This window comes from Amycolatopsis sp. NPDC051045 (assembly GCF_040682955.1).
Lineage (GTDB): Bacteria > Actinomycetota > Actinomycetes > Mycobacteriales > Pseudonocardiaceae > Amycolatopsis.
This window is the reverse complement of record NZ_JBFBCC010000002.1, coordinates 1-21,940: the sequence shown is the minus strand read 5'-3', so window position 1 is coordinate 21,940 and position 21,940 is coordinate 1. Positions and strand designations below refer to the sequence as shown.

General features: G+C 71.7%; 22 protein-coding genes. 9 read left to right on the top strand and 13 right to left on the bottom strand.

Translation table 11 applies throughout. The features are described from left to right. Positions 1 to 93 precede the first annotated feature (93 nt). Positions 94 to 1,041, top strand: coding sequence for an AsnC family transcriptional regulator (locus tag AB0M80_RS04230; RefSeq protein ID WP_364558647.1), 948 nt, complete (start codon positions 94 to 96; stop codon positions 1,039 to 1,041). A gap of 7 nt (positions 1,042 to 1,048) precedes the next feature. On the opposite strand, the gene AB0M80_RS04225 is transcribed toward AB0M80_RS04230, so the two are convergent. Both AB0M80_RS04225 and AB0M80_RS04220 read right to left on the bottom strand, forming a co-directional pair. Continuing rightward, positions 1,049 to 1,690, bottom strand: a complete 642-nt coding sequence (locus tag AB0M80_RS04225) for a methyltransferase domain-containing protein (protein ID WP_364558646.1) — start codon at positions 1,688 to 1,690, stop codon at positions 1,049 to 1,051. A 44-nt stretch (positions 1,691 to 1,734) separates the two neighbouring features. Continuing rightward, a complete protein-coding gene (locus AB0M80_RS04220; protein WP_364558644.1) occupies positions 1,735 to 1,911 on the bottom strand; it encodes a zf-HC2 domain-containing protein in 177 nt (58 codons plus the stop codon). A gap of 314 nt (positions 1,912 to 2,225) precedes the next feature. Between AB0M80_RS04220 and AB0M80_RS04215 the strand changes: the two genes are divergently transcribed. Continuing rightward, complete coding sequence (locus AB0M80_RS04215; protein WP_364558643.1) at positions 2,226 to 2,474, top strand: hypothetical protein; 249 nt, start codon at positions 2,226 to 2,228, stop codon at positions 2,472 to 2,474. Between the two features lie 567 nt (positions 2,475 to 3,041). Continuing rightward, positions 3,042 to 4,058 (top strand): glycoside hydrolase family 19 protein, encoded by a 1,017-nt coding sequence (locus tag AB0M80_RS04210; RefSeq protein WP_364560311.1) that lies wholly within the window; start codon positions 3,042 to 3,044, stop codon positions 4,056 to 4,058. A gap of 58 nt (positions 4,059 to 4,116) precedes the next feature. On the opposite strand, the gene AB0M80_RS04205 is transcribed toward AB0M80_RS04210, so the two are convergent. From AB0M80_RS04205 to AB0M80_RS04175, 7 genes are all read right to left on the bottom strand, one after another. After that, positions 4,117 to 4,863, bottom strand: a complete 747-nt coding sequence (locus tag AB0M80_RS04205) for an alpha/beta fold hydrolase (RefSeq protein ID WP_364558641.1) — start codon at positions 4,861 to 4,863, stop codon at positions 4,117 to 4,119. Between the two features lie 115 nt (positions 4,864 to 4,978). Further along, positions 4,979 to 5,797, bottom strand: a complete 819-nt coding sequence (locus tag AB0M80_RS04200; RefSeq protein WP_364558639.1) for a carbohydrate-binding protein — start codon at positions 5,795 to 5,797, stop codon at positions 4,979 to 4,981. Between the two features lie 78 nt (positions 5,798 to 5,875). Then, positions 5,876 to 6,703, bottom strand: coding sequence for an AraC family transcriptional regulator (locus AB0M80_RS04195; protein WP_364560308.1), 828 nt, complete (start codon positions 6,701 to 6,703; stop codon positions 5,876 to 5,878). A gap of 193 nt (positions 6,704 to 6,896) precedes the next feature. Next, the gene (locus AB0M80_RS04190; protein WP_364558637.1) at positions 6,897 to 8,027 is read right to left on the bottom strand and encodes a Cys-Gln thioester bond-forming surface protein; all 1,131 of its coding nucleotides are present in this window, start codon (positions 8,025 to 8,027) and stop codon (positions 6,897 to 6,899) included. A 212-nt stretch (positions 8,028 to 8,239) separates the two neighbouring features. Then, a complete protein-coding gene (locus AB0M80_RS04185; protein ID WP_364558634.1) occupies positions 8,240 to 9,052 on the bottom strand; it encodes a serine hydrolase in 813 nt (270 codons plus the stop codon). A 133-nt stretch (positions 9,053 to 9,185) separates the two neighbouring features. Beyond that, entirely contained in the window at positions 9,186 to 10,700 is a 1,515-nt protein-coding gene (locus AB0M80_RS04180) for a cellulase family glycosylhydrolase (protein WP_364558632.1), read from the bottom strand. Positions 10,701 to 10,933: 233 nt separating this feature from the next. Beyond that, entirely contained in the window at positions 10,934 to 11,854 is a 921-nt protein-coding gene (locus AB0M80_RS04175) for an aminoglycoside phosphotransferase family protein (RefSeq protein ID WP_364558629.1), read from the bottom strand. Between the two features lie 83 nt (positions 11,855 to 11,937). On the opposite strand from AB0M80_RS04175, the gene AB0M80_RS04170 reads away from it, so the two are divergent. The 3 genes from AB0M80_RS04170 to AB0M80_RS04160 all read left to right on the top strand — a co-directional run bounded on the left by AB0M80_RS04170 (position 11,938) and on the right by AB0M80_RS04160 (position 16,092). Beyond that, positions 11,938 to 13,017 carry a HAMP domain-containing sensor histidine kinase gene (locus tag AB0M80_RS04170; protein WP_364558626.1) on the top strand — a complete coding sequence of 360 codons (1,080 nt, stop codon included), beginning with the start codon at positions 11,938 to 11,940 and terminating at the stop codon, positions 13,015 to 13,017. Positions 13,018 to 13,145: 128 nt separating this feature from the next. Then, positions 13,146 to 14,429, top strand: coding sequence for a phosphopyruvate hydratase (gene eno, locus AB0M80_RS04165; protein WP_364558623.1), 1,284 nt, complete (start codon positions 13,146 to 13,148; stop codon positions 14,427 to 14,429). Between the two features lie 511 nt (positions 14,430 to 14,940). Next, entirely contained in the window at positions 14,941 to 16,092 is a 1,152-nt protein-coding gene (locus AB0M80_RS04160; RefSeq protein WP_364558621.1) for a N(5)-(carboxyethyl)ornithine synthase, read from the top strand. Positions 16,093 to 16,101: 9 nt separating this feature from the next. Here AB0M80_RS04160 and AB0M80_RS04155 read toward each other — a convergent pair whose 3' ends face one another. Then, positions 16,102 to 17,703: a GAF domain-containing protein gene (locus AB0M80_RS04155; RefSeq protein WP_364558619.1), complete on the bottom strand. Its 1,602-nt coding sequence runs from the start codon at positions 17,701 to 17,703 to the stop codon at positions 16,102 to 16,104. 172 nt (positions 17,704 to 17,875) lie between these two features. Between AB0M80_RS04155 and AB0M80_RS04150 the strand changes: the two genes are divergently transcribed. Next, positions 17,876 to 18,778, top strand: a complete 903-nt coding sequence (locus AB0M80_RS04150; protein WP_364558618.1) for a hypothetical protein — start codon at positions 17,876 to 17,878, stop codon at positions 18,776 to 18,778. Here AB0M80_RS04150 and AB0M80_RS04145 read toward each other — a convergent pair. Beyond that, positions 18,738 to 19,418 carry a response regulator transcription factor gene (locus AB0M80_RS04145; protein WP_364558615.1) on the bottom strand — a complete coding sequence of 227 codons (681 nt, stop codon included), beginning with the start codon at positions 19,416 to 19,418 and terminating at the stop codon, positions 18,738 to 18,740. The genes AB0M80_RS04150 and AB0M80_RS04145 overlap by 41 nt on opposite strands. 255 nt (positions 19,419 to 19,673) lie before the next feature. Between AB0M80_RS04145 and AB0M80_RS04140 the strand changes: the two genes are divergently transcribed. Further along, the gene (locus AB0M80_RS04140) at positions 19,674 to 20,174 is read left to right on the top strand and encodes a GNAT family N-acetyltransferase (protein WP_364558613.1); all 501 of its coding nucleotides are present in this window, start codon (positions 19,674 to 19,676) and stop codon (positions 20,172 to 20,174) included. 24 nt (positions 20,175 to 20,198) lie between these two features. On the opposite strand, the gene AB0M80_RS04135 is transcribed toward AB0M80_RS04140, so the two are convergent. After that, entirely contained in the window at positions 20,199 to 20,369 is a 171-nt protein-coding gene (locus AB0M80_RS04135; protein ID WP_364558610.1) for a hypothetical protein, read from the bottom strand. A 56-nt stretch (positions 20,370 to 20,425) separates the two neighbouring features. Between AB0M80_RS04135 and AB0M80_RS04130 the strand changes: the two genes are divergently transcribed. Further along, positions 20,426 to 21,022, top strand: a complete 597-nt coding sequence (locus tag AB0M80_RS04130) for a hypothetical protein (protein WP_364558607.1) — start codon at positions 20,426 to 20,428, stop codon at positions 21,020 to 21,022. A gap of 2 nt (positions 21,023 to 21,024) precedes the next feature. On the opposite strand, the gene AB0M80_RS04125 is transcribed toward AB0M80_RS04130, so the two are convergent. Continuing rightward, the gene (locus tag AB0M80_RS04125) at positions 21,025 to 21,681 is read right to left on the bottom strand and encodes a phosphoribosyltransferase family protein (protein WP_364558604.1); all 657 of its coding nucleotides are present in this window, start codon (positions 21,679 to 21,681) and stop codon (positions 21,025 to 21,027) included. Positions 21,682 to 21,940 lie beyond the last annotated feature (259 nt).

Genomic DNA, 21,940 nt, shown 5'->3' with positions numbered 1-21,940 from the left:
TCGGCGCCCACCTTGACGACTGGTCTACGGTTCGTTCCAGCCACTCGGACCAATTAGCGAATTTCTTCCATCCCGTGCGGTTGAATGAGAAATATGACCACCCTGGACGAGGTCGACCGTGCGCTGATCCACGCGCTGCACATCGACGGCCGGGCGCCGTTCACGAAGATCGGCGACGTCCTCGGCGTCTCGACGCAGACGGTGACGCGGCGCTACCGCCGTCTGCGCGCCGAGGCGTCGCTTCGCGTCGTCGGCCTCCCGGACCCGCAACGCGCCGGGCAGGCCGAGTGGATGGTCCGCCTGACCGCAACGCCGCACAGCGCGCAGGACCTGGCCCACGCGCTCGCGCGCCGCGCCGACACCGCGTGGATCAAGCTCATGTCCGGCGGCACGGAGATCTGCGTGAACGTGCACACGCCGGCCGCGAGCGACCACGGGCTGCTGCTGCGGGACATCCCGCGCACCGCGAGTGTCACGGCGGTTTCGGCGCACCAGCTGCTGCACCGCTACTTCGGCGGCCCGACGGCGTGGCTCGGGCGGGCGAACGCCCTCGACGCGGCGCAGATCGCGGCGCTCACGCCGGCGCGTTCCGGCCCGGGCAAGCCGCTGACCGGCGACGACGACGCGCTGATGGCCGCGCTGCAGCAGGACGGCCGCGCGGGCCTCGCGGAACTGGCCACGGCCACCGGCTGGTCCGCGGCGACCGTCGCACGCCGGCTGGCGGATCTCCAGGCCGGTGGCACGGTGTTCTTCGACCTGGAGATCGACCCGGCCCCGCTGGGCGCCACGACGCAGGCGCTGCTCTGGATGGCGGTCGCCCCGGCCCACCTCGACCGGGTGGCGAAGACGCTGGCGACACACCCGGAGCTGGCGCTCGTCGCCGCGACGACCGGCCCGGCGAATCTGGTCGCCCTGGCGCTCTGCCCGGACGCGGCGGCGCTGCACCACTACCTGACCCACCGGCTGGGCGCGCTCGACGCCATCCGGACGTTGGAGACCGCGCCCGTCCTGCGCACCGTCAAGGCCGCCGCTTCCCGCTGAGGGCGCGTCAGGCCGGTTTGCGCGCCAGCACCCGCCCTTGGGGCACCCGCGCGGCCGGGTCGCGCAGCACCTGCGTCAGGACTTCGAACCCCGCGGCGGTCACCAGCTCGCAGACCCGGTCGACCGGCAGCCAGTAGATGTCCAGCGAAAACCCTTCGTGCCCGTAGCCGTCGGTCCGGTGGTGCCGGCGGTCGCCGACGTGGAAGGCGAGCTGCAGGTGGCCGCCCGGGCGCAGGACGCGGAACAGCTCGGCGCACACGGCAGGCAGCCGCTCGGTCGGGGTGTGGATGATCGAATACCAGGCCACCGCACCGGCCAGGCCGCCGTCCGGCAGGTCGAGCGCGAGCAGCGACCCTTCGGAAAACCGCAGGCCAGGGTGGTCGCGGCGGGCGACGGCGAGCATCTCCGGCGACAGGTCGACGCCCGAGACGTCCAGGCCCGCCTCGGCCAGGTAGGCGGTCACGCGGCCGGTGCCGCAGCCCAGGTCGGCGACCGGCCCGCCGCCGTCGGCGCGGACGAGGTCGGCGAACGCGGTGAGCAGCGCGCGGTCCTGGACGTCTTCGGCGATGGGTGGCGCGAACCGGTCGTAGCTTCCGGCCACGATGGCGTAGGTGGCGCGGGTCGGGTTCAGGAAGTGGTCGTCGGTCACGACGCGCACCGTACCGGCGGGCACCGACAATTCCCGACAGTGTCCTAAGTGGACTTCGCCTCGACCAGGTGGTCGAGCATGCCGCGGACGGCTTCGAACTCCCGGACCTCCTGGCGGCAGTCCGGGCACGCCGCGAGGTGCCGCTCCACCCGTGCCGTCTCGGCGGCGTCGAGCAACCCCAGGGTGTACGCCCCGAGGTCGGTCCGGTCGTACCGGCCCATGTATCGCGTCTCCGTTCCGCATCCCGGCAGGGAACGCCCGCACTATCCGATGTCTCCAGGGTCCGGATCGGGACGCGTCATTGGCAAAGTTCCGAGGATTTCTACCCGAACGGCCGACACCTTCAGGCGCCGAACAGCCCATGTGAGTGACAGTGATGGTCACGGATATCACCCGTTCGAACACGCAAAGCTTTTGTGCGACGAACTTCGCCGATTCGGCGTCATGGCTCCCGCACTCGCTCGTCGGACTCGCGTCGGGCAGGGATTTTCCGGCTTCGACCTGAGCAAGAAGGCGATCCGAAACGAGGAGAGCGATGACCGTACGGAGCCACCGGGCGGACGACGTCGTAGACGAGGTCGGGGTGTGGCTGGCCGGGGAGTTCGCGGGGCGGCTCCCCGCCTCGGAGATCGACCGCGTCGTCCGGACGACGCGGCTCGACCTCGAAGAGAGCATCGCGCCGGAGGAGCTCGGGGAGATGCTCCACCGGCTGGGCCGGGCCAGGCTGCAGCGGATCCTGCACCTCCCCCCGGCCGCGCGGGTGAGGATTCCGCAAGCGCGGTGACGGGCCGGGCGGGCCACGCGGACCACAGTGCCGCGTCGCCCGCCTTCGCGGGAAGGTGCCCGTTCCCCGGGCGCCTTCCAAAGGAGCTCAGCCGTTACGTCGCACGTTCGACAAACCCGGCCGTCGGACGCCTCTCCCCGTGAGCGCACGGGGGGCGAAATGAACCACGGCAAAACCGAACCGTGGACGGCCGCGGGAACGTGGTTCACGGCGCTCGTCCAGCGCGAGCATCCGCCCGGGCTGACGTCACCGCAGAAGGTCCTTCGCTGGTTCACCCACCCGCTGCGCAGATCGGCGTGGCGCCGGCTCTTGGGGTTCCCCTGCCGAACTGAACAACGCGGCAGGGACGTTCGCGCAAACCCGTTGCCCGGAACGCCGAAAATCTTGACTGGACTAGACCAATCTGCTCTAGTGACCGTGTCCCGTTCGTCTCGGCCGGATGAGCACACCCACCTTCGACGCCGGGCGCCTGCCGCGCCCGGGTTCCGTCGTGGCCGAAGGAGTGAGCGAGTCTTGAGAAGACGTCTTGTCGCGGTCCTGTCCGCTGTCGCCGCCGTAGCCGGGCTCGTGTTCGGCGTGCCCGCGTTCACCGGGCAAGCTTCGCAGGCGGCCGCCGCCGCGTGCAGTGCGCCGAACTGGGTTGCGGGCCAGTGGTACGACGTCGGCGCGGTCGTGCGCTACACCAACGGTGGCTACTACCGGGCGAAGAACGCCAATCCGGGTTACGACCCGATCATCAGCACCTGGTACTGGGAGCCCTACAGCTGTGACGGCGGGGGCGGCACCACCTGCAGCTACCCGAACTGGGTGGCCGGCCAGTGGTACGACGTCGGTGCGATCGTGCGCTACACCAACGGTGGCTACTACCGGGCGAAGAACGCCAATCCGGGTTACGACCCCGTCATCAGCACCTGGTACTGGGAGCCCTACGACTGCGGCGGCGGCACGAACCCCGGCAACCCGGGCGCGTTCGTCGTGAGTGAAGCCCAGTTCAACCAGATCTTCCCCGGCCGGAACTCCTTCTACACCTACAGCGGCCTCACCGCGGCCCTGTCCGCCTACCCCGGCTTCGCCAACACCGGCGACGACACGGTGAAGAAACAGGAAGCCGCCGCGTTCCTCGCCAACGTCAGCCACGAAACCGGCGGACTCGTCTACATCGTCGAACAAAACACCGCCAACTACCCGCACTACTGCGACACCAGCCAACCCTACGGCTGCCCGGCCGGCCAGGCCGCCTACTACGGCCGCGGCCCGATCCAGCTGAGCTGGAACTTCAACTACAAAGCCGCCGGCGACTCGCTCGGCATCGACCTGCTCGGCAACCCCTACCTCGTCGAACGAGACGCGGCCGTCGCCTGGAAAACCGGACTCTGGTACTGGAACACCCAAAGCGGCCCCGGCACCATGACCCCGCACAACGCCATGGTCAACGGCCGCGGGTTCGGCGAAACCATCCGCAGCATCAACGGCTCCATCGAATGCAACGGCGACAACCCCGCCCAGGTCGAGAGCCGCGTCTCGAAGTACCGGCAGATCAGCTCGATCCTCGGCGTCGACCCCGGCGCGAATCTCTACTGCTGATCCCGCTGAACTGACGCGGGCGGGGTGCGCCGGGCCGCGGCGCACCCCGCCCGCTTGCTCAGCGGGCGAGCCGGTCGCCGATCAGCCGGATGACCGCCGCGGCGTGGTCGTTGAGGTAGAAGTGGCCACCCGGGTACGTCTTCAGCTCGAAGCCCGCGGAGGTGCGCTCCGCCCACTGCCGCGCCTCGGCTTCGGTGACCTTGGGGTCGCGGTCGCCGACCAGCGCGACGATCGGGCAGCCGACGTCCGGGCCGGGGCGGTAGTGGTAGAGCTCCGCGGCCTTGTAGTCGCTGCGCAGCGCGGGCAGCACCATGCGGCGGATGTCCACGTCGTCCAGCACCGACGTGTCGGTGCCGCCGAGCCGCTTGACCTCGGCCAGCAGTTCTTCGTCACCCTTTTCGTGCACCCGCTCGTCGCGGGACGCCGACGGCGCTCGGCGGGCGGAGACGAACAGGCAGAGCAGCCGCGTGCCCCGCGCTTCGAGCCGCCGCGCGACCTCGAAGGCCAGGCTGGCGCCCATGCTGTGGCCGAAGAACGCCACCGGCCCGGTGGTCTCCGCGGCGAGCACGTCCGCCAGCCGGTCGGCCAGCACGAACAGGTCGTCCACCGGCGCTTCGGCGTGCCGGTCCTGACGGCCCGGGTACTGCACGGCCAGCACCTCCACCGCGGGCGCCAACGCCGCCGAAACCGGGTGGAAGTAGCTCGCCGATCCCCCGGCGTGCGGGAAGCACACGAGCCGCGCCGCGGCGGCCGGCGCCGGGTGGAAACGCCGGACCCACTCCGAGGCGTCGAGGGAAATCGTCATGGCCCCCAATCTGGCAGGCCGCCGGGGCGGCGTCGACCCCTAACGTGCGCAGTACTGGGGTGGCCGGCCCCGGGATGCGGCCGGGGCCTGCCGGTCCTCCCTCCTCAGCCGGGGTTCACTCCGCCCGCCACAGCGCCGGAACGGCCGGAGGCTCCCAGCCCGGCTGGGCGGTGTGCGCCTGCAGGCAGACGTAACCCCGGCCGCCGTAGGTGACCCGGATACCCGCCGCGTACGCGGTGCCCGCCGCCCACGACGTGCCCCCGGGCGGCGTGGAGGGCGGTGTGGAGGACGGCGTCGACGTCGGGGTCTGCGGGACGTCGAGCACGAAGTCGAAGGCGGCCTCCTTCGCGGAGCCGTTGTCCCGCACGGTCATCAGCAGCCGGGCGTCGAAGATCGTGTCGGTGTTGTTGCGCGGCTCGCCGGGGAAGTAGAGCTGCGTGGTCAGGACCGGCCGGCCGGGCGCCTGGACCTTCACGTGGATGTGCCGGGTCCGGCCCGGGTAGAGGCCCGGCACGATCGTGGACAGCGTGAACGCGCCCTGGGCGTTGGTGTACTGGTGCCCGCGGAAGGTGTAGCCGGTGTTGTCGTACGCGCCGTTGACGTCGGCCTGCCAGAAGTCCAGCAGCGCGCGGTTCACCGGCAGGCAGGCGCGGCCGAAGACGTACCCGGTCACCGTCAGCCGGGTCCCCGGCGTTCCGGGTGTGACGAGGTTGGTCCGTTCCGGTGAGTTCGGCTTGAAGTAGGGGCCCTCGGTCTGCGCGATCGTCGGATCGTCGTCGTCGTGGCACGCCGGGGTCAGCTCCGGGACCTTCCCGCCGGCGGCGTTCGTGCGGGCGAGCGCCGGGCCGCCGATCAACGCGACCGGCGCGGCGACACCGGCGGCGAGCGCGGCCTTCAGCACCGTTTTGCGGCTGAGCTTGTTCTCTGCGTCCATGCCTGCTCCTCGTGGGGGCCTCTGGGATGCCCTTGAACGTAGGCAGCGCACCGGGTGGGCGGCGATGGACTGGATCGGTCAGTCGTGGTGAATCTCGCCGCCGCGCCGGAAGTCGCCGGGGCTCAGCCCGGTTTCCCGGCGGAAGAACCGGCAGAAGTAGGCCGGGTCGGTGAACCCCACGCGGCTGGCGACCTGCCGGACCGTGAGGTCCGTCCGGAGCAGGAACCGCTGCGCCTCCCGGGTCCGGGCCTCCCGCAGCAGCTGCGCGGCGGTGCGGCCGGTCGCGGCCTTCACCGCCTCGGTGAGGTGCCCCGGGGTGACGCCGAGGCGGTCGGCGTGCGCGCGCACCGACCACAGCCCCGGCTCGGGGCGGCCGGCGAGCCGGACGAATTCCGCCGCCACCGCGCCGGCGGGCGCGGACGACGGCGGGCCCAGCAGCCGTCCCGCCCGCACGACCAGGACGTGCACCAGCGCCCGCAGCACCGACTCGGCGCCGTCCCCGCCGCGGCGGTATTCGTCCTCCAGATCGGCGATCACCCGCGTGATCCGGGCGTCGGCGTGGTCGTCCAGGCGCAGCCACGGCCGTTCGCTCAGCCGGCGCAGGAGCTCGCGATCGGCCGGGTGGTCGAGGAGGAAGTCGTCGGTGAACAGCACGACGTGCCCGGTGAGGTCCCGGATGCCGGCCCACTGGTGCACCTGCCCGGGCGCGATGACGCCGAGGTGCGGCGGCCGCAGCGGCCAGCGCGCGGTGTCGACGACGTGCGCGCCGGTGCCGCCGGTGACGTGGACGAGCTCGTGGAAGGTGTGCCGGTGCGGGAACTCGGCCCGCGACAGCGGCCCGATCGTGTCGAACGTGCCGACGGCGAACGGTGGCGCGTGCGGGGCCGGCACCTCCAGGCGGTGCATCGGCAGCTCCCCCGCCCGCGGCGGCGGGCAGGGCGTCCCCGGCGGAACGGTCGTACCGCGCATGGCCGAAAAGTCTAAACCAATGCACGGGCGCTGCGCCGGTTTTGCCCCGAAGATCGCAATCCGATCGTCGGGTGCCGGACACGAAAGCGGGGCCGGTCCACAATGGACCGGCCCCGTTCGGTGGTACTGGTTACGCGCGGCTGCGGCGCCGGTTCAGCAGCAGCATCAGCGCGCCGCCGCCGAGCAGCAGGCCGCCGATGGTGAACGGAACCGCGGCGTCGACACCGGTGTTGGCCAGGTCGCCGCCACCGGACTGCGCGCCACCCGGGGTGGTCGGCGCCGGGCTGGTGGCCGGGGCACCCGCCTCGGTCCAGCTCGCGGCCGCCTTCGCGGTCACCTGGGTCTTCTCCGAGTCGGCGACGATCAGCGACTGCGCCGGCTTCTTCGCGTAGTTCTCGGCGACGAACAGGCGGCCGGTGTCCAGCTCACCGGTGACCTTCAGCGAGAACGAGCCCTTGCCCGGCTTGGTGCCGGCCGGGACGTCGACGAACAGCTTGCTGCCGTCCTTGACGTCCGCGGTCTTCAGCTCCTTGCCGTCGGTGTCGGTGACCTTGACGCCCTCGGGCAGCTCGGTCGTGAGCGACGTGATGTCCCCGGACGTGGCCACCTCGAACGGGCCGATCTTGGTGCCCGCCTGGCCTTCGGTCTTCGGCGACGCGACGTTCAGCGTCGGCTTCGGCTGCGCGCCGAGACCCTTGTTCTGGTCGCCGATCAGGTAGCTGTACAGCGCGGCGACGTCCGCGTTGGCCTCGGCCGGGTTGTTCTCGGCCAGCGGCTTCTGCAGGTTGAGGTTCACGCCGTCGCTGAAGTGCCACACCGCCGCCTGCGTCGCGGCGATCGCCTCGCGCTCGGAGATGCCGTCGTGCGCTTTGACGCCCTGCTTGCCGAGGGTGCCCTCCAGCGCGTCCAGCTTGACGCCCGGGTAGCCGTGGTGCAGCACCCAGTTGATCTTGTCGCTGTTCTTCTGGAAGGGCGAGTCGGCGGCGGGGTACTTGTTCCACGGCCGCTCGACCATGTCGACGTCGGTGCGCATGCCGACGGTGATCTGCACGCAGTAGAGCTTGAGCGAGCTGCCGTCCGACAGCTTGAAACCGAACAGCTTGGTGATGTAGTCACCACCGCCGTCGAGGTTGATCCGGTAGCCGACGGTGCCCGCGTTCTCGCTGACCCGGCCGCGCGCGGCGCCGTCATCCGCGAGGGCCGAGGGAGCGCCGACCATGACCGCGGCGGCCGCGGCGAGCACCGCGATCCCGCCACGCACGAAAGCTGACCTGACCTGCATAAATCTCCTATCCGTGCCCGAACCACGCCGTTAGGGCCGCGTGAGAACAATCCCCGACCACGGCGGCCACCGATTCGGGTGAGTGATCACCCGGTCAAGCGACATCGGAGCATACACAGACCACACAGGGGCTACGGAGGGTGCCCCCGCAAACACGGATTCCCCAAAAAACGCCACTAAATGGCGTGAGATCAGGCGCCGGAATACCCCTTGAGCAAAATCTCGGCGATCCTGGTGGTGGTCTCCCTGCCGACCTCGTCGCCGTCCCGGATGACCTGGGTGTTGTTCATCAGGGCCAGGGTGTACCGCTCGTCCGGCCCGGCGAAACCGACCGAGTTCATGATCCACGAGCCGTCGTCGTTGTCGTCGGACCAGCCGTTCTTGTTCCCCGGCCGGGCGGCTTCCCCGGCGCCCCAGACCCCCCACTGCTGGTTGACGTCCACCGTGCGCAGCTCCCGCACGAGGTAGTGGCGGTGCCGCGCGGGCAGGCGGGTCAGGACGTAACCGATCAGCCGGTCCAGGTCGTCGGCGGTGGTGAGGATCCAGCCCCAGTGGTGCGGGTGCCGGTCGCTGAACCGCATGTCGGCCAGCCCGTAGGCCGGGAACCGCCGGGCGAACTCGGCCTCGCCGCCGTAGCGGGTCCACAGCACGTGGGCGGCGTCGTCATCGCTGGAGTGCAGCATCCGGTGCATCAGGTCGCGGTCCTCGGCGGTCAGCGTGACCGCGCCGGAATCGTCCCGCAGCAGCAGGTCGACGGCCATGGCCAGCTTCGGCGTCGAGCAGGCCCAGATCAGCGTGCCGGCGGCCGGGTTGCGGTAGACGGCCCCGGTCCGCCGGTCCCGCAGCACGATCCCGGTCACCCCCGGCCGGCTGTCGGCGTAGGCCTGCGCGCGCCCCATCCGCACCCGCAGCTCCCGGTCGACGGGTGCGGATGGGGTGCCCGGGTCCGCCGCGGGCAGCAGCGCGAAGGCCGCCAGTACCGCGGTGAGCAGCAGTTTGCCCATGAAGTCCCCCGGCGAAGACGAGCGGGTGTTTCCACCCTGAAGACTCGCACGGACAGCGGGGAGCGCGCTCAGCGCGTCGGCACCGGATCCCTCGTGCAGGCGCTCGCCGACGTCCCGGTCAGCCGGGCTCCACTCACGGCTTGACGGCCAGCAGGTGGGCCCGGAAGCCCTCGCCGTACGTCTTGGTCGGCGTGCCGTTGTAGTCCTCGATCAGCACGTTGCCGCCACTGCAGCCCCACGGGTTCCACGTCCAGGCGGTGTAGCCGAGGCCGTGCGCGTCCAGCCAGGCCAGCACCTGGTCGATGTAGTCGTGCGCGCAGCTGTTCTGGCCGATTTCGCCGGCCTGCACCGGGACCTGCGCGGCGACCGTCCCGATCTGGCTGTCCCAGCAGGACACCGTGACGCAGGCGTTGAAGTTGTAGGAGTGCCAGGACGCCACCACGTTGCCCGCCGGGTCCACGGGGCGGTAGGCCAGCCACTGGGTGAGGTCGTTGGTCCAGGTCAGCCCGGCGGTCATCACCACGTTCTGCGCGCCGGTCGCGCGGACGGCGTCGACCAGTTCCTGCATCCCCGCCACGGGGTAGCCGATCCCCGTGCAGGTGCCGCCGTCACGCAGGCACCGCCACGCGGCGGCCGCGTCGGACCAGTTGGCGGCCGCGTCCGGGTAGGGCTCGTTGAACAGGTCGAACACCACGGCGTTGTCGCCCTTGAACGCGGTGGCCACCTGGGTCCAGAAGGCCGGCGCGTACTGCCGGTCGGGCATCGGCTTCTGGCAGGTCGCGTTGACGTCGGTGCAGGCGGAGCTGGTGCCGGTGTACTGGCCGTGCGTCCAGTGCAGATCGAGGATCGGGTTGATCCCGTTGGCCTCCAGCAGCTTCGCGTAGTCCTTGACGGCCTGCTGGTAGGGGGCGCCGCTGGGCGAGCCGGACAGGCCGAGCCAGCAGTCCTCGTTCAGCGGGATCCGCACCGCGTGGATGTTCCAGGCCTTCATCGCGTCGACCGACGCCTGGTCGACCGGGCCGCTGTCCCAGACGCCCTTGCCCTGCACGCAGGCGAACTCGCCGCTGGACCGGTTGACCCCGAGCAGCCGGTAGGTCTTCCCGTCGGCGGTGAGCAGCTTGTTGCCCGAAACGTGCAACGCGGGCGCCGGACCGGGCGGCGGTGGCGTCGTGGTGGTGGTGGTGGTGGTGGTGGGCGTGGTGGGCGTCGTCGGTTTCGTGATGGGGGTCGTCTGCGTGGTCGGCGGCACCCCGGTGCACATGGCGCCGTTGACGGCGAAGTCGGTCGGCGTGGTGTTGGTGCCGCTGTAGGAGAAGTTCGCGCCGGTGCTGACGGAGCCGTTCGCCGGGATGGTGCCGTTCCAGCTCGCGTTGGTCACGGTGACCCGGTTGCCGGCCTGCGTCCACGTGCCCATCCAGCCCTGCTGGAGGGTCTGGTTCCCGGCGTAGGAGTAGGTCAGCGTCCAGCCGTCCACGGCCGAGGAGCCGAGGTTGCTGATCCCCACCGCGAGGCTGAAACCGCTTCCCCAGTCGTTGGCCGAGTAGGTGACGCGGCAGGCGAACGCCGCGCTCGTCTCACGCGCCGACGACACCGCGGTCGTCGACGTGACGACCCCGGCGGCGGCCGCGAGCCCCGCAACCGCAAGCACGACAGAACGTTTTCCGGCTCTTCCCCACATCGGCACTCCCTTGTGCACACTGACGGCAAGAACGGCACGCGCCGTCTGGGAGCGTTCCCAGACGTCCGCCCACACCGTCGCTTCCCGGCCCGGCGTTGTCAATCACCAAGGTCGGGAAACCGGCCGATTCCGGCGAACAGCCCCCGGCGCCTTCGACCATCGACCGCAGGCGGCTCCCCCGGCCGGAGTCACCGGCTCGAAGGTCAACTGCCGGTCCGGTATTCGCCGAAGACCTCGGCGAGGACGCGACGCGCGTTCACGGCTTCTTCGCCGGCCCGGCCCAGGGTCCGGGCGCAATCGGCGAGCGTCTTCCACAGCGCCCAACCGCGGCCACGCGCCCAGGTCTCGTCGTCCACGGACAGGCGCTCGCGGAACGCCTGCCTGCCGTCGGCGGTCAGCAGCGTCCAGGCGATGGCCGTGTCACAGGACGGGTCGCCGACACCGCAGGTCCCGAAGTCGATGACGGCCGCCAGTTCCCCGGCGCCGAGCAAGAGGTTTCCCGGTGCGACGTCGCCGTGGAACCAGACGTCCCGGCCGTCCCAGCGCGCGTCCAGCGCGGTCTTCCAGATCTCGCGGGCCAAGGCGACGTCGACGTGACCGTCCAGCGCCGTGAGCGCGCGCTGGACCACCGGCTCGTAGGTGCGCAATGTGGCGCCCCGGAACCAGTTGTGCTTTCCCGGTTGTGGACCACCGGCGGGATCGACGTCCTGCAAAGCGGCCAGGAACCCGGCCAGGTCGACGGCGAGGCGGACGGGGTCGGAAATCCGGTCCGGGCTCGCGGGTTCGCCGTCGAGCCACCGGTGAACCGACCACGAAAAGGGGTACTCCGCGCCGGGTTTCCCGTGCGCCAGCGGGACGGGGATGGGCAACGGCAGCCGGGGCGCGAGCGCCGGAAGCCACCGCTGTTCCTTGTCGACCGCCAGAGCGTATTCGGACGCGCTGGGCAGCCGCGCGAGCATTTCGTCGCCGAGGTGAAAGGTGAAGTTGTCCCAGCCGCCCTGGGAGACGGGCCGGACCGGGAGGCCGGCCCATTGCGGGAATTGACCGGCGATCAACCGGCGGACCAGGTGCGCGTCGACCGTGACGCGCTGGGGCACGGGACCGAGATCCGGGATGCTGTTCAAGAAACGTCCTTGCCTGATCAGGGAAATCGAAGAATGCGTCGAGCATATGCCGGCGATATCCCGCGCTGCCTAGGCTCCGGCTCATGAACAGGCGCCCCTGGCTCAGCGCGCGGCTGAAACTCACCATCAGCTACGCCGGGTTGCTCCTGATCGCCGGCGCCGTCCTGCTGGCCGTGGTGTGGGTGTCCCTGCTGCGCTACGTACCCGACAACGACCAGGGCCTGCTCGGAATCTCCCCCAACCGCTACCTGCTGGTGCGCATGTTCACCCCCGCCGCGGCCACCGCGCTCGCGTTCCTGCTGGTGTTCGGCATCCTGGGCGGCTGGCTCCTCGCCGGCCGGATGCTCGCCCCGCTCACCCGGATCGCGGACGCGGCCCGGCTGGCGGCGAGCGGCTCACTGGCCCACCGGATCCGCCTGGGCGGCCCCGGCGACGAATTCCGCGAACTCGCCGACGTGTTCGACACGATGCTCGAACGACTCGAATCCCACGTCGGCGAACAGCAGCGGTTCGCCGCGAACGCCTCGCACGAGCTGCGCACCCCGCTGGCCATTTCGCAGGCCATCCTCGACGTCGCCCGCAACGACCCGACGTACGAAAGGGGCGAGCTGATCGAACGCCTACGCACGGTCAACACGCGGGCGATCGACCTCACCGAAGCCCTCCTGCTGCTCAGCCACAGCGACCGCAGGAACTTCACCCGTGAGCCGGTCGACCTTTCCCTCATCGCCGAAGAAGCCGCCGAAACGCTGCTCCCCCTGGCCGAACAGCGCCGGATCACGCTCGCCGTCACCGGCGAGGCGGCCCACGCGGCCGGGTCCGCGGCGCTGCTCCTGCGTATGGTGACGAACCTCGTCCAGAACGCGATCGTGCACAACCTCCCGGCGGGCGGCACGGTGACGGTCCACACCGAACCGCGGCGGTACGCGAGCGTGCTGCGGGTGGAGAACACCGGCTGCCCGCTGCCGCCGGAACTGGTCCCGACGCTCACCGAGCCCTTCCAGCGGGGAACGGAACGGGTACGCACGGACGAGCACGCGGGCGTCGGCCTCGGGCTGGCGATCGTGCACAGCATCGTCGGGGCACACGACGGAATGCTCGAGCTGGCTCCCCGCCCGGCCGGCGGGCTCGTCGCCACGGTCCGCCTTCCGGCCCACCGGTAGGGGCCGTCGCCAGGGCGCTTCCGGTCGGTCGAAAAGTTCGGGATCGATTCAGTAAATTCTGCTAGCCTCGCGCTGTCTCGCGGCTCACCGTGGCGCCGCCCCGCTACGTGAACTCACCGAGGAGCGCAATGACCGCCATCGTCCGGACCAAGGGCCGCGAAGTGCTGGACAGCCGGGGCAACCCGACCGTCGAGGTCGACGTCGAGCTGGCGGACGGTTCGCTCGGCCGGGCCGCGGTGCCCTCGGGCGCCTCCACCGGCACCAAAGAAGCGGTCGAGCTGCGGGACGGGGACGAGTCGCGGTTCCACGGCAAGGGTGTGCGCAAGGCCGTCGACGCGGTCAACACCGAGATCGCCGAGGCGATCGTGGGCATGGACGCCGAAGCGCAGGCGGCGGTCGACCGGACGCTGATCGCGCTGGACGGCACCGCGAACAAGGCCCGGCTCGGCGCGAACGCCACCCTGGGCGTATCGCTCGCCGTGGTCAAGGCCGCCGCGGCCGCCCATTCGCTGCCGCTCTACCGGTACGTCGGCGGGGTGTTCGCGCACCTGCTGCCGATGCCGATGATGAACATCATCAACGGCGGCGCGCACGCGGACAACCCGATCGACTTCCAGGAGTTCATGATCGGCCCGGTCGGCGCGACGACGTTCGCCGAGGCGGTGCGGATGGGTTCCGAGGTGTTCCACACGCTGCGCAAGTCGCTCCACGACGCCGGGCACAGCACCAACGTCGGCGACGAAGGCGGGTTCGCGCCCAACCTCAGCTCGGCCGACGAGGCACTGGAGTTCGTGTTGCGGGCGATCGAGCAGTCCGGCTACACCCCCGGCGAGGACATCGCCCTGCTGCTCGACCCGGCCGCGTCGGAGTTCTACACCGGCGAGGTCTACGACTACACGGGTGAAGGCCGCAAGCGGAGCGTCGAAGAGCACGTCGCCTACCTCGCCGAGCTCACCACCCGCTACCCGATCGTGTCCATCGAGGACGGTGTCGCCCAGGACGACTTCGCCGGGTGGACGCAGCTCACCGAGACCATCGGCGAGCGCGTCCAGCTCGTCGGCGACGACGTCTTCTGCACCAACGTGAACCTGCTGACCGACGGCATCAAACGCGGCATCGGGAACTCGATCCTGGTCAAGGTCAACCAGATCGGCACGCTGACCGAGACGCTGACCACCGTCGAGACGGCGCACAAGGCGGGCTACTCCGTGGTCATGTCCCACCGCTCCGGTGAGACCGAGGACACCACGATCGCCGACCTCGCCGTCGCCACCAACTGCGGCCAGATCAAGACCGGCTCGCTGTCCCGCGCCGATCGCACCGCCAAGTACAACCAGCTCATCCGCATCGAAGAAGAGCTCGGCTCCGAGGCGCGCTACGCCGGCGCGAGCACGATCAGCGGCCGCCGCTGACTCACCGCGGCCCGCGGGCGGGTCTCACCGGTGGTGGCGCGGCGCCCGGACGGTTCGGGCGCCTGAGCGCTGCTCGCGCCGGGGGGCCGGTGCGGAGGCGGGTTCGGTGTCGGTGTCGTCGTCGGCCCAGAGGCCCGGGGTGTACACCGGCTGGCGGAACAAGCTCCCGTACCGGCTGTCCTGGGGCGTGGTGAGCGCTCCGGGGGCGGGCTGCTCGATGACGGGGTGGCTGAACAGCGAGCTGTGCAGTGTGGAACTGGTAATGGGAGGATCCTTTCGTGGCCGCCACCAGTGGTGGCGTAGTTCAGGAGGCAGCGATACGCCGCCGTCGGTCTCGAGAGCGTGCTGCGTGACTTCGCGGCTGGTTTGCAACGCGGTCGGGTCACGGAGTGCGGAGCCGAGGCAGCGCGGGCTTGACCACTTGCGCACGAAATGCTCTCGGACACCACCCAGCGTACACGACGACCGCGCTGGGTGTGTTAAGACTGGTGTTCTAGCAAAGGGGCCCCCCGTGGACCAGCTCAGTCTCGGCGTCGTCGCGCATTCCCGGAAAGAGAACGAACGGCGGCTGCCGATCCACCCGCACCACCTCGACCGGATCGACGCCGATCTCCGGGAAACCATCTACCTCGAACACGGCTACGGCGAACCCTTCGGCGTGCCCGACGAACAGCTGGCGGGCGCCGTCGCGGGCCTGCGCACGCGGGAGCAGCTCATCGCCGAGTGCGACGTCCTCCTGCTGGCCAAGCCGTTGCTCGAGGACGTCGCCGAACTGCGGACCGGTCAGGTGCTGTGGGGCTGGCCGCACTGCGTGCAGGACGCCGAGCTGACCCAGCTGGCCATCGACCGGCAGCTGACCGTGATCGCCTTCGAGGCGATGAACCACTGGCGGCGCGACGGCTCGTTCGGACTGCACGTCTTCCACAAGAACAACGAACTGGCCGGCTACTGCTCGGTACTGCACGCCCTGCAGCTGATCGGGTCGACCGGGGACTACGGCCGCCGGCTGCGGGCCGTGGTGATCGGCTTCGGTGCGACGGCACGCGGCTCGGTGACCGCGCTGAACGCCCACGGCATCCACGACGTCGAAGTCCTCACCGCCCGCGGCCTCAGCGCGGTCGGCTCGCCGATCCACTCCGCGACGATGGTGCACTTCGACCACGACGTGAACAACCCGGGCGACCCCCGCCGCAGCCACGCCCACACCGACCACGGCCGGGTGCCGCTGGCCGGCTTCCTCGCCGAGCACGACATCGTCGTCAACTGCGTGCTCCAGGACACCGACGCGCCGCTGACCTTCCTCGTCGAAGAGGACCTCGCCGCCTTCGCCCCGGGCAGCCTCATCGTCGACGTCTCCTGCGACGAAGGCATGGGCTTCAGCTGGGCCCGGCCCACGACCTTCACCCAGCCGGCCTTCCCGGTCGGCAACGGCGTCACGTACTACGCCGTCGACCACAGCCCGTCCTACCTGTGGAACTCGGCGACCTGGGAGATCAGCGAAGCGTTGCTGCCGCACCTGCGGGCCGTCCTTTCCGGACCGTCCAAATGGGACGGCGACGAAACCCTCCGGCGCGCCATCGAAGTCCGGGACGGCACGATCCGCAACCCCGCGATCCTGTCCTTCCAGCGGCGCTCACCGGATTACCCGCACCCCCACCGCTGAGCGCCGGCTTCAGGGCACCGGGACCGTCCACAGCAGACGGGTGCCGCCTTCGGCCGCGCGATCGAGCCGCAACGACCCGCCCGCTTCCGCGGCACGCTGCCCGAGGTTGCGCAGCCCGCTGCGCGCCACGGATTCCGGCATCCCGATCCCCGTGTCCGAGACTTCGATGACCAGATCCCCGTCCACGGACACGGTGACCGCGAGCTCCGCCGCACACGCGTGCCGCAGGACGTTGCTGACTGCCTCGCGGACGACGGCCTCGGCGTGCTCGGCCAGTCCGGCGGGCACCCGGTCGAACGCTCCCGCCAGCCGGACCGTCGTGCGGATCGCGGAATCGGCGCACGCGTCGGTGATCGCGTTCTGCAGGCGGGCCCGCAGGCCCCGCCCGGCACCCGGCTGGGCGTGCAGGGCGAAGATCGCGCTGCGGATCTCCTCGATGACGTCCTGGAGCTGGTCGATGTGCTGGGTCAGCCGGCCGGTGACCGCGGGCGAGTCCGTCCGGCGGCGGGTGCCCTCGAGCCCGAGGCCGACCGCGAACAGCCGCTGGATGACGTGGTCGTGCAGGTCGCGGGCGATCCGGTCGCGGTCCACCACCACGTCCAGCTCCCGGCGGGCGGCCTGGCTTTCGGCGTCCCGCAGCGCCAGCGCGGCCTGGTCAGCGAACGCGGACAGGACCTGCAGCTCATGCTCGTCGAACCGCGCCGCCCCGGGAGCGCGGATCGCCAGGAGCACCGCCGCGCCTGACCGCGAGCCGGACCGCAACCGCACCACCAGCGCCGGCCCGAGGCCCACGCCGAGGCCGTCGGCCAGGTCGTCCACCAGGGTCGGCACGCTGCGCGGCACGTGGTCGCGCAGCACCGCCCCCGACGTCGACCCGTCGAGCGGGATCCGGCGGCCGGTCAGCGCTTCGGCGTCCGGGCCGGCGCACACCGTGACGACCAGTGCCCCACCGGGCGACTCGGGCAGCGCGATGAGTGCGTCGTCGGCGCCGGTGAGTTCGGCGGCGCGGCTCGCGACCAGGCGCAGCACCTCCCGGACGTCCGCGCCGCCCAGTAGCTCGGCGGCGATCTCCCCGGTCGCTTCCAGCCACCGCTGCCTGTTCCGGCTCTCTTCGTAGAGCCGCGCGTTGTCGACGGCGATGCCGGCCGCCGCCGCGAGCGCGACGATCGCCCGTTCGTCGTCGCCGGTGAACGGCTGCTCGCCGCCGAGGTACAGCCGGCCGAGGATCGCGCCGCGCACCAGGAGCGGGACACCGAGGAAGCTCCCCATCGGGGGGTGGCCCGGCGGGAAGCCGCACCCCCGGCCGGCGGCCAGGTCGGCCGCCCGCACCGGCGCCCCGCCGGTCACGAGCGCGCCGAGCAGCCCGTGGCCGTCCAGTGGCGGGCCGATCCGGTCGCGCGTGGCGTCGTCGACGCCGGTGACGGCGAACGCGGTCGTCCGGCCGTCCTCGTCGAGCAGGGCTAGCGCGCCGTACCGGGCGCCGACCAGGCCGGCGGCTTCGGTGACGATCCGGTGCAGCGTGGTCTCGAGCTCCAAACCGGCGGAGAAGGCGAGGACGGCCGCCGGCAGCGCGTCCATCCGGTCCCGGCCCGACGTCGTTGCTTCGGGCATGTCACCACAGTGGCACAGGGACCCGGCCCGCGGCGGGATCCGGGCGTACCGAACCGGGTTCGCAACCGACGACCTTCGCCCGGCCGCGGAGGCCGTTCGGCACTTGGCGAAGCCCCCGTCCCCGGCGGACGGTGAAAGCGCATCCAGCAATCCAGGAGTTCGGAGCCGTCCCATGAAGACCGGTGTCATGCCCGTCGGGCACCTCAGCGAAACCCAGGTGCGATCGGTCCTGCTCGCGGCCACGGCTCCACCGCCCCTGCGGAACGCCCGGCCGTGGCGGTTCCAGTGCACGCCGGACTCCATCGAGCTGTACGCCGACCCGCTCACCACCGGCACCGACAGCGAGCAGCGGGAACGGCTCCTGGACTGCGGGGCCGCGCTGCTGAACCTCCGGCTCGCGATCAAGGCGCAGGGCAGCCACGCCGACGTACAGCTGTTCCCCTCCGCGGGCCGGCCCGACCTGCTCGCCGTCGTGCGGCCGCAGGGGTACGAAACGATCGCCCCGCTCGACGGGGAACTCGTGGCGGCCATCGCCGACCGGCAGAGCAACCGGCGGCCCTTCACCGCCGCTGTCGTGCCCGCCGCGGTGCAGCGGCAGCTCCGGCGGGCGGCCGAGGTGGAACGCGCGTGGCTGGCCACCATCACCGCCGAGCAGGTGCCGCAGCTGCGCGAGATCATGCGCCACACGGAAGTTCCGCCGGCGACGCCCGGGCCCGGCGGCGGGACGGACCTCGACCTCGAACCCGACCGGCTGGTCGTGGTCATCGGCTCGCTGCGCGACACCGCGCTCGCCCGGTTCCAGGCCGGCCAGGCCATGCAGCGGGTCCTGCTCACGGCCACCGCGGCGGGGCTCTCGGCGGCGCTCTCCTCGCAAGCGATGGCGGTGCCGGCGACCCGGCGCGAGCTGCGCCAGCTGCTCGGCGGCGGGCTCTGGCCCCAGATCATGCTGCGCCTCGGCCACGGCACCGCCGTGCCGTCCCTGGCGCCCACGCAGCTCGAGGACGTCGTGATCAGCGACGAGCACCCGTTCCCCGCTAGCCGCCCGGACGGCGTTGCGCGCCGTGGATTCCGGTGACCAGCACCGCCGCCTGGGACCGGCGCTCCAGCCCGAGCTTCGCCAGCAGGCGGGACACGTAGTTCTTGACCGTCTTCTCGGCCAGGAACATCCGCTCGGCGATCTGCCGGTTCGTCAGGCTTTCCCCGAGGAGGTCCAGGAGGACGAGCTCCTGCTCGCTCAACCCCGCGAGCGGGCCCGGCTTCCCGGTCTTCGCCCGCAGCTCGGCGACCAGCGCGGCGACCGCCCGGCCGTCCAGCAGGGTCTCCCCCGTCCCCACCCGGCGGATGGCGTCGACCAGCTGCAGCCCCTTCACGTCCTTGATCACGTACCCCTCGGCACCGGCCAGGACCGCCTCGACCATCGAATCCTCGTCGGTGAAGGAGGTCAGCATCAGGCACCGCAGACCGGGCAGCGCCGCGCGCAGGTCGCGGCACAGCTCCACCCCGTTCCCGTCGGGCAGCCGGACGTCCAGCACGGCCACGTCCGGGCGCAGCGCGGGCACCCTGACGATGGCCTCGGCCACCGACGAAGCCTGCCCGACGACGGTGAGGTCGGTTTCGTCATCGATGAGTTCGGCGACCCCGCGCCGCACGAGTTCGTGGTCGTCGACCAGGAAGACCGTGATGACGTGCCGGTCGTGCCGCGTGCTGTCCTCCACAGCCCCAGGCTACGCCCGCCCACGTCGAACGGCCCCGGAACAGAGGTCCCGCGACTCTGGGCCGCGCGGCGCACGGCGACTACGCTGGAGCGACGACACCGCTCCGGGCCCTGCGCGCCGCGACGGGGTCTCGCCGGCCGGGGCCGAGGCACCGGCCGTCGCGGCGACGGCCCGGCGTGCACCCGGGTCCGCCCTTTGCCCTAAAAGGACAGTGCACTGTGGACCCGGCGGCTCGCCGGATCCGTAGGAGGCACCATGAACGGCGTCACTCCGCCGGTGCGAGCGCTGCTCCCGGACGGCGAAGTCGCCTGGGTGCGCAAGCTGGCAGCCCACGACGCCGCCGCGGTCCTCGCCCTGCGGGCCCGGCTCTCCGGGCGTGACCGGCACCTGCGGTTCTTCGGCCTCGGCGTGGCCGGGCTGGCCGAGCTCTCGACGCAGCTGTCCCACGGCTCCGGCGTCGGGCACACCGCGGTGGGCTGCTTCCTGCACTCCCGGCTGGCCGGCGTCGCCCGCTACGACGTCCTGGCCGACCCGGCCGAAGCGGAGGTCGCGCTGGCGGTCGACGGCCACGGTCCGACGCTCGGCGTGGCGACCCTGCTGCTCGAACAGCTCGTCGTCGCCGCGGAACACGAAGGAGTGCGGATGTTCGTCGTCGACGCCGACGTGGAGAACGCGAAGATGCTCGGCGTCTTCGCGGCCCTGGGCATCCCGTTCCGGCCCGGCCTGCAGCGCACCCGGTCCTCCGGCGCCGAATGAAACTCCCGCTCCGCTCCGGATGAGTCAATCGTCCGCGTCGTCCCCGGGTGGCGTGGCGTCGAGGCGGGCGTGCAGCCGGCCCCGGATTTCGTCCGGGGTGCAAGCCCGCCGGCGGCGCTCCTCGCGCGCGATCACCACCCCGGTCGCGGCGACCCCGACGAGCCCGGCCAGTCCCACTGTCTTCCACCAGCGCATCGGCCTAGGCTACTGCCGTGCCGGGGAGCGAGCTCGATCTCGACGAAGCTGTGGCCGTGACGCGCACAGGCGACCTGTGGTTGTTCCGCGGCCGGTCCGCGGCCGACCGCACGATCCGCGTCGTGACGAACAGCCCGGTCAACCACGTCGGCATGGCGGTGGTGATCGAGGACCTCCCGCCGTTGATGTGGCACGCCGAGCTGGGCCGCTCGCTGCCGGACGTCTGGTCGGGCAAGCACCAGCGTGGCGCCCAGCTCCACGACCTGCGCCAGGCCGTGCTCGTGTGGGCCGGGAAGTACCACCAGCGGGTCTGGCTGCGTCAGCTCGACCACCCGGTCACCGGGGAGATGGAGGACGCCGTCCTGCGCACGATCGCCCGGCTCGACGGCACGCCGTTCCCCTCGACCGCCCGGCTCGCGACCCGCTGGCTCGGCGGGCGGCTGCCCTCCCGGAAGCGGGACACCCGGGAGGCCGGCCTCGAGACCGGCTTCTGCGCCGAGATCGTCGCGCTGACCTACGAGGCCATGGGCCTGCTGCCCCGGGGCCGCCGGCCGAACTGGTACGACCCCGGCCGGTTCTGGAGCGGCGACGGCCTCGACCTGGCGGACGGCGCGGTGCTGGGCAACGAGATCGCCGTGCGCCTGCCGAGCTGACCTCAGCGGCGAAGCTCGGTCGGCCGGCGCGGTTCACGGTGCAGCAATTCGAGCGCCTCGGTGTCGGCGACGGCGGAGAACCTCCGGTAGCTGTTGCGCACCGCGTGCATCCAGGGCACCGGGCGCAGGCAGACGAACTGCTCCACCTCCCGGGCGAGCCGGTCCAGGACGCGCGCCTGGGCGACCGGCACCGCGAGCACGATCCGGCCGGCTTGGCGGGCCCGCAGGACGCCGATCGCCGTGTGCGCGGTCGTGCCCGTGGCGGCGCCGTCGTCGGCGAGGACGACCGTGCGGCCGGCGATCGGCACCGGCGTCACGGTGCGCCGGTAGACGCCGACCTGCCGGGCCAGGCCGGCCCGCGCCTCGTCCGCGAGCCGGGTGAGTTCCGCCGGCGCGATGTCGAACCGGCGGATGGCACCGTGGTCCCAGACGACCAGGCCACCCTCGCCGACGGCGCCGAGCATCGTCGGCGGCGGCCCGGCGGACTCGATCCGCTGGCTGAGCAGGATGTCCAGCGGCGCGCCGAGGACGCCGGCGATCTCGCCGGCCACCACCAGCCCGCCCGCGGACAGGCCGAGGACCACGGCGCGGTCGCCGCGGAGCCCGCGCAGCCGGAGCGCCAGTCGTTCGCCGGCTTCCCGGCGATCACGGAAACGCATGGGAACCCCTGCCGTCGATGGCCGGTCTCCAGCATCGCGGCCACCGCGTCCGGGGCGCGAGGGCCGTTGGTCACCGCGGGACGATCCGTTCGGCACTTCCGGCCCGCAGGCCGGCCGAAGTGTCTACAAAGGACCGATCAGTGCGCGTCACCCGTCACGAACGAGGCCAGCACGACCGCGGGCGCGAGGTCGCGGTCGGCCAGTGCGCGGGCCACGTCGCTGAGCCGGCGGTTGTTCCGCCGGGCGAAGCCGCGCAGAG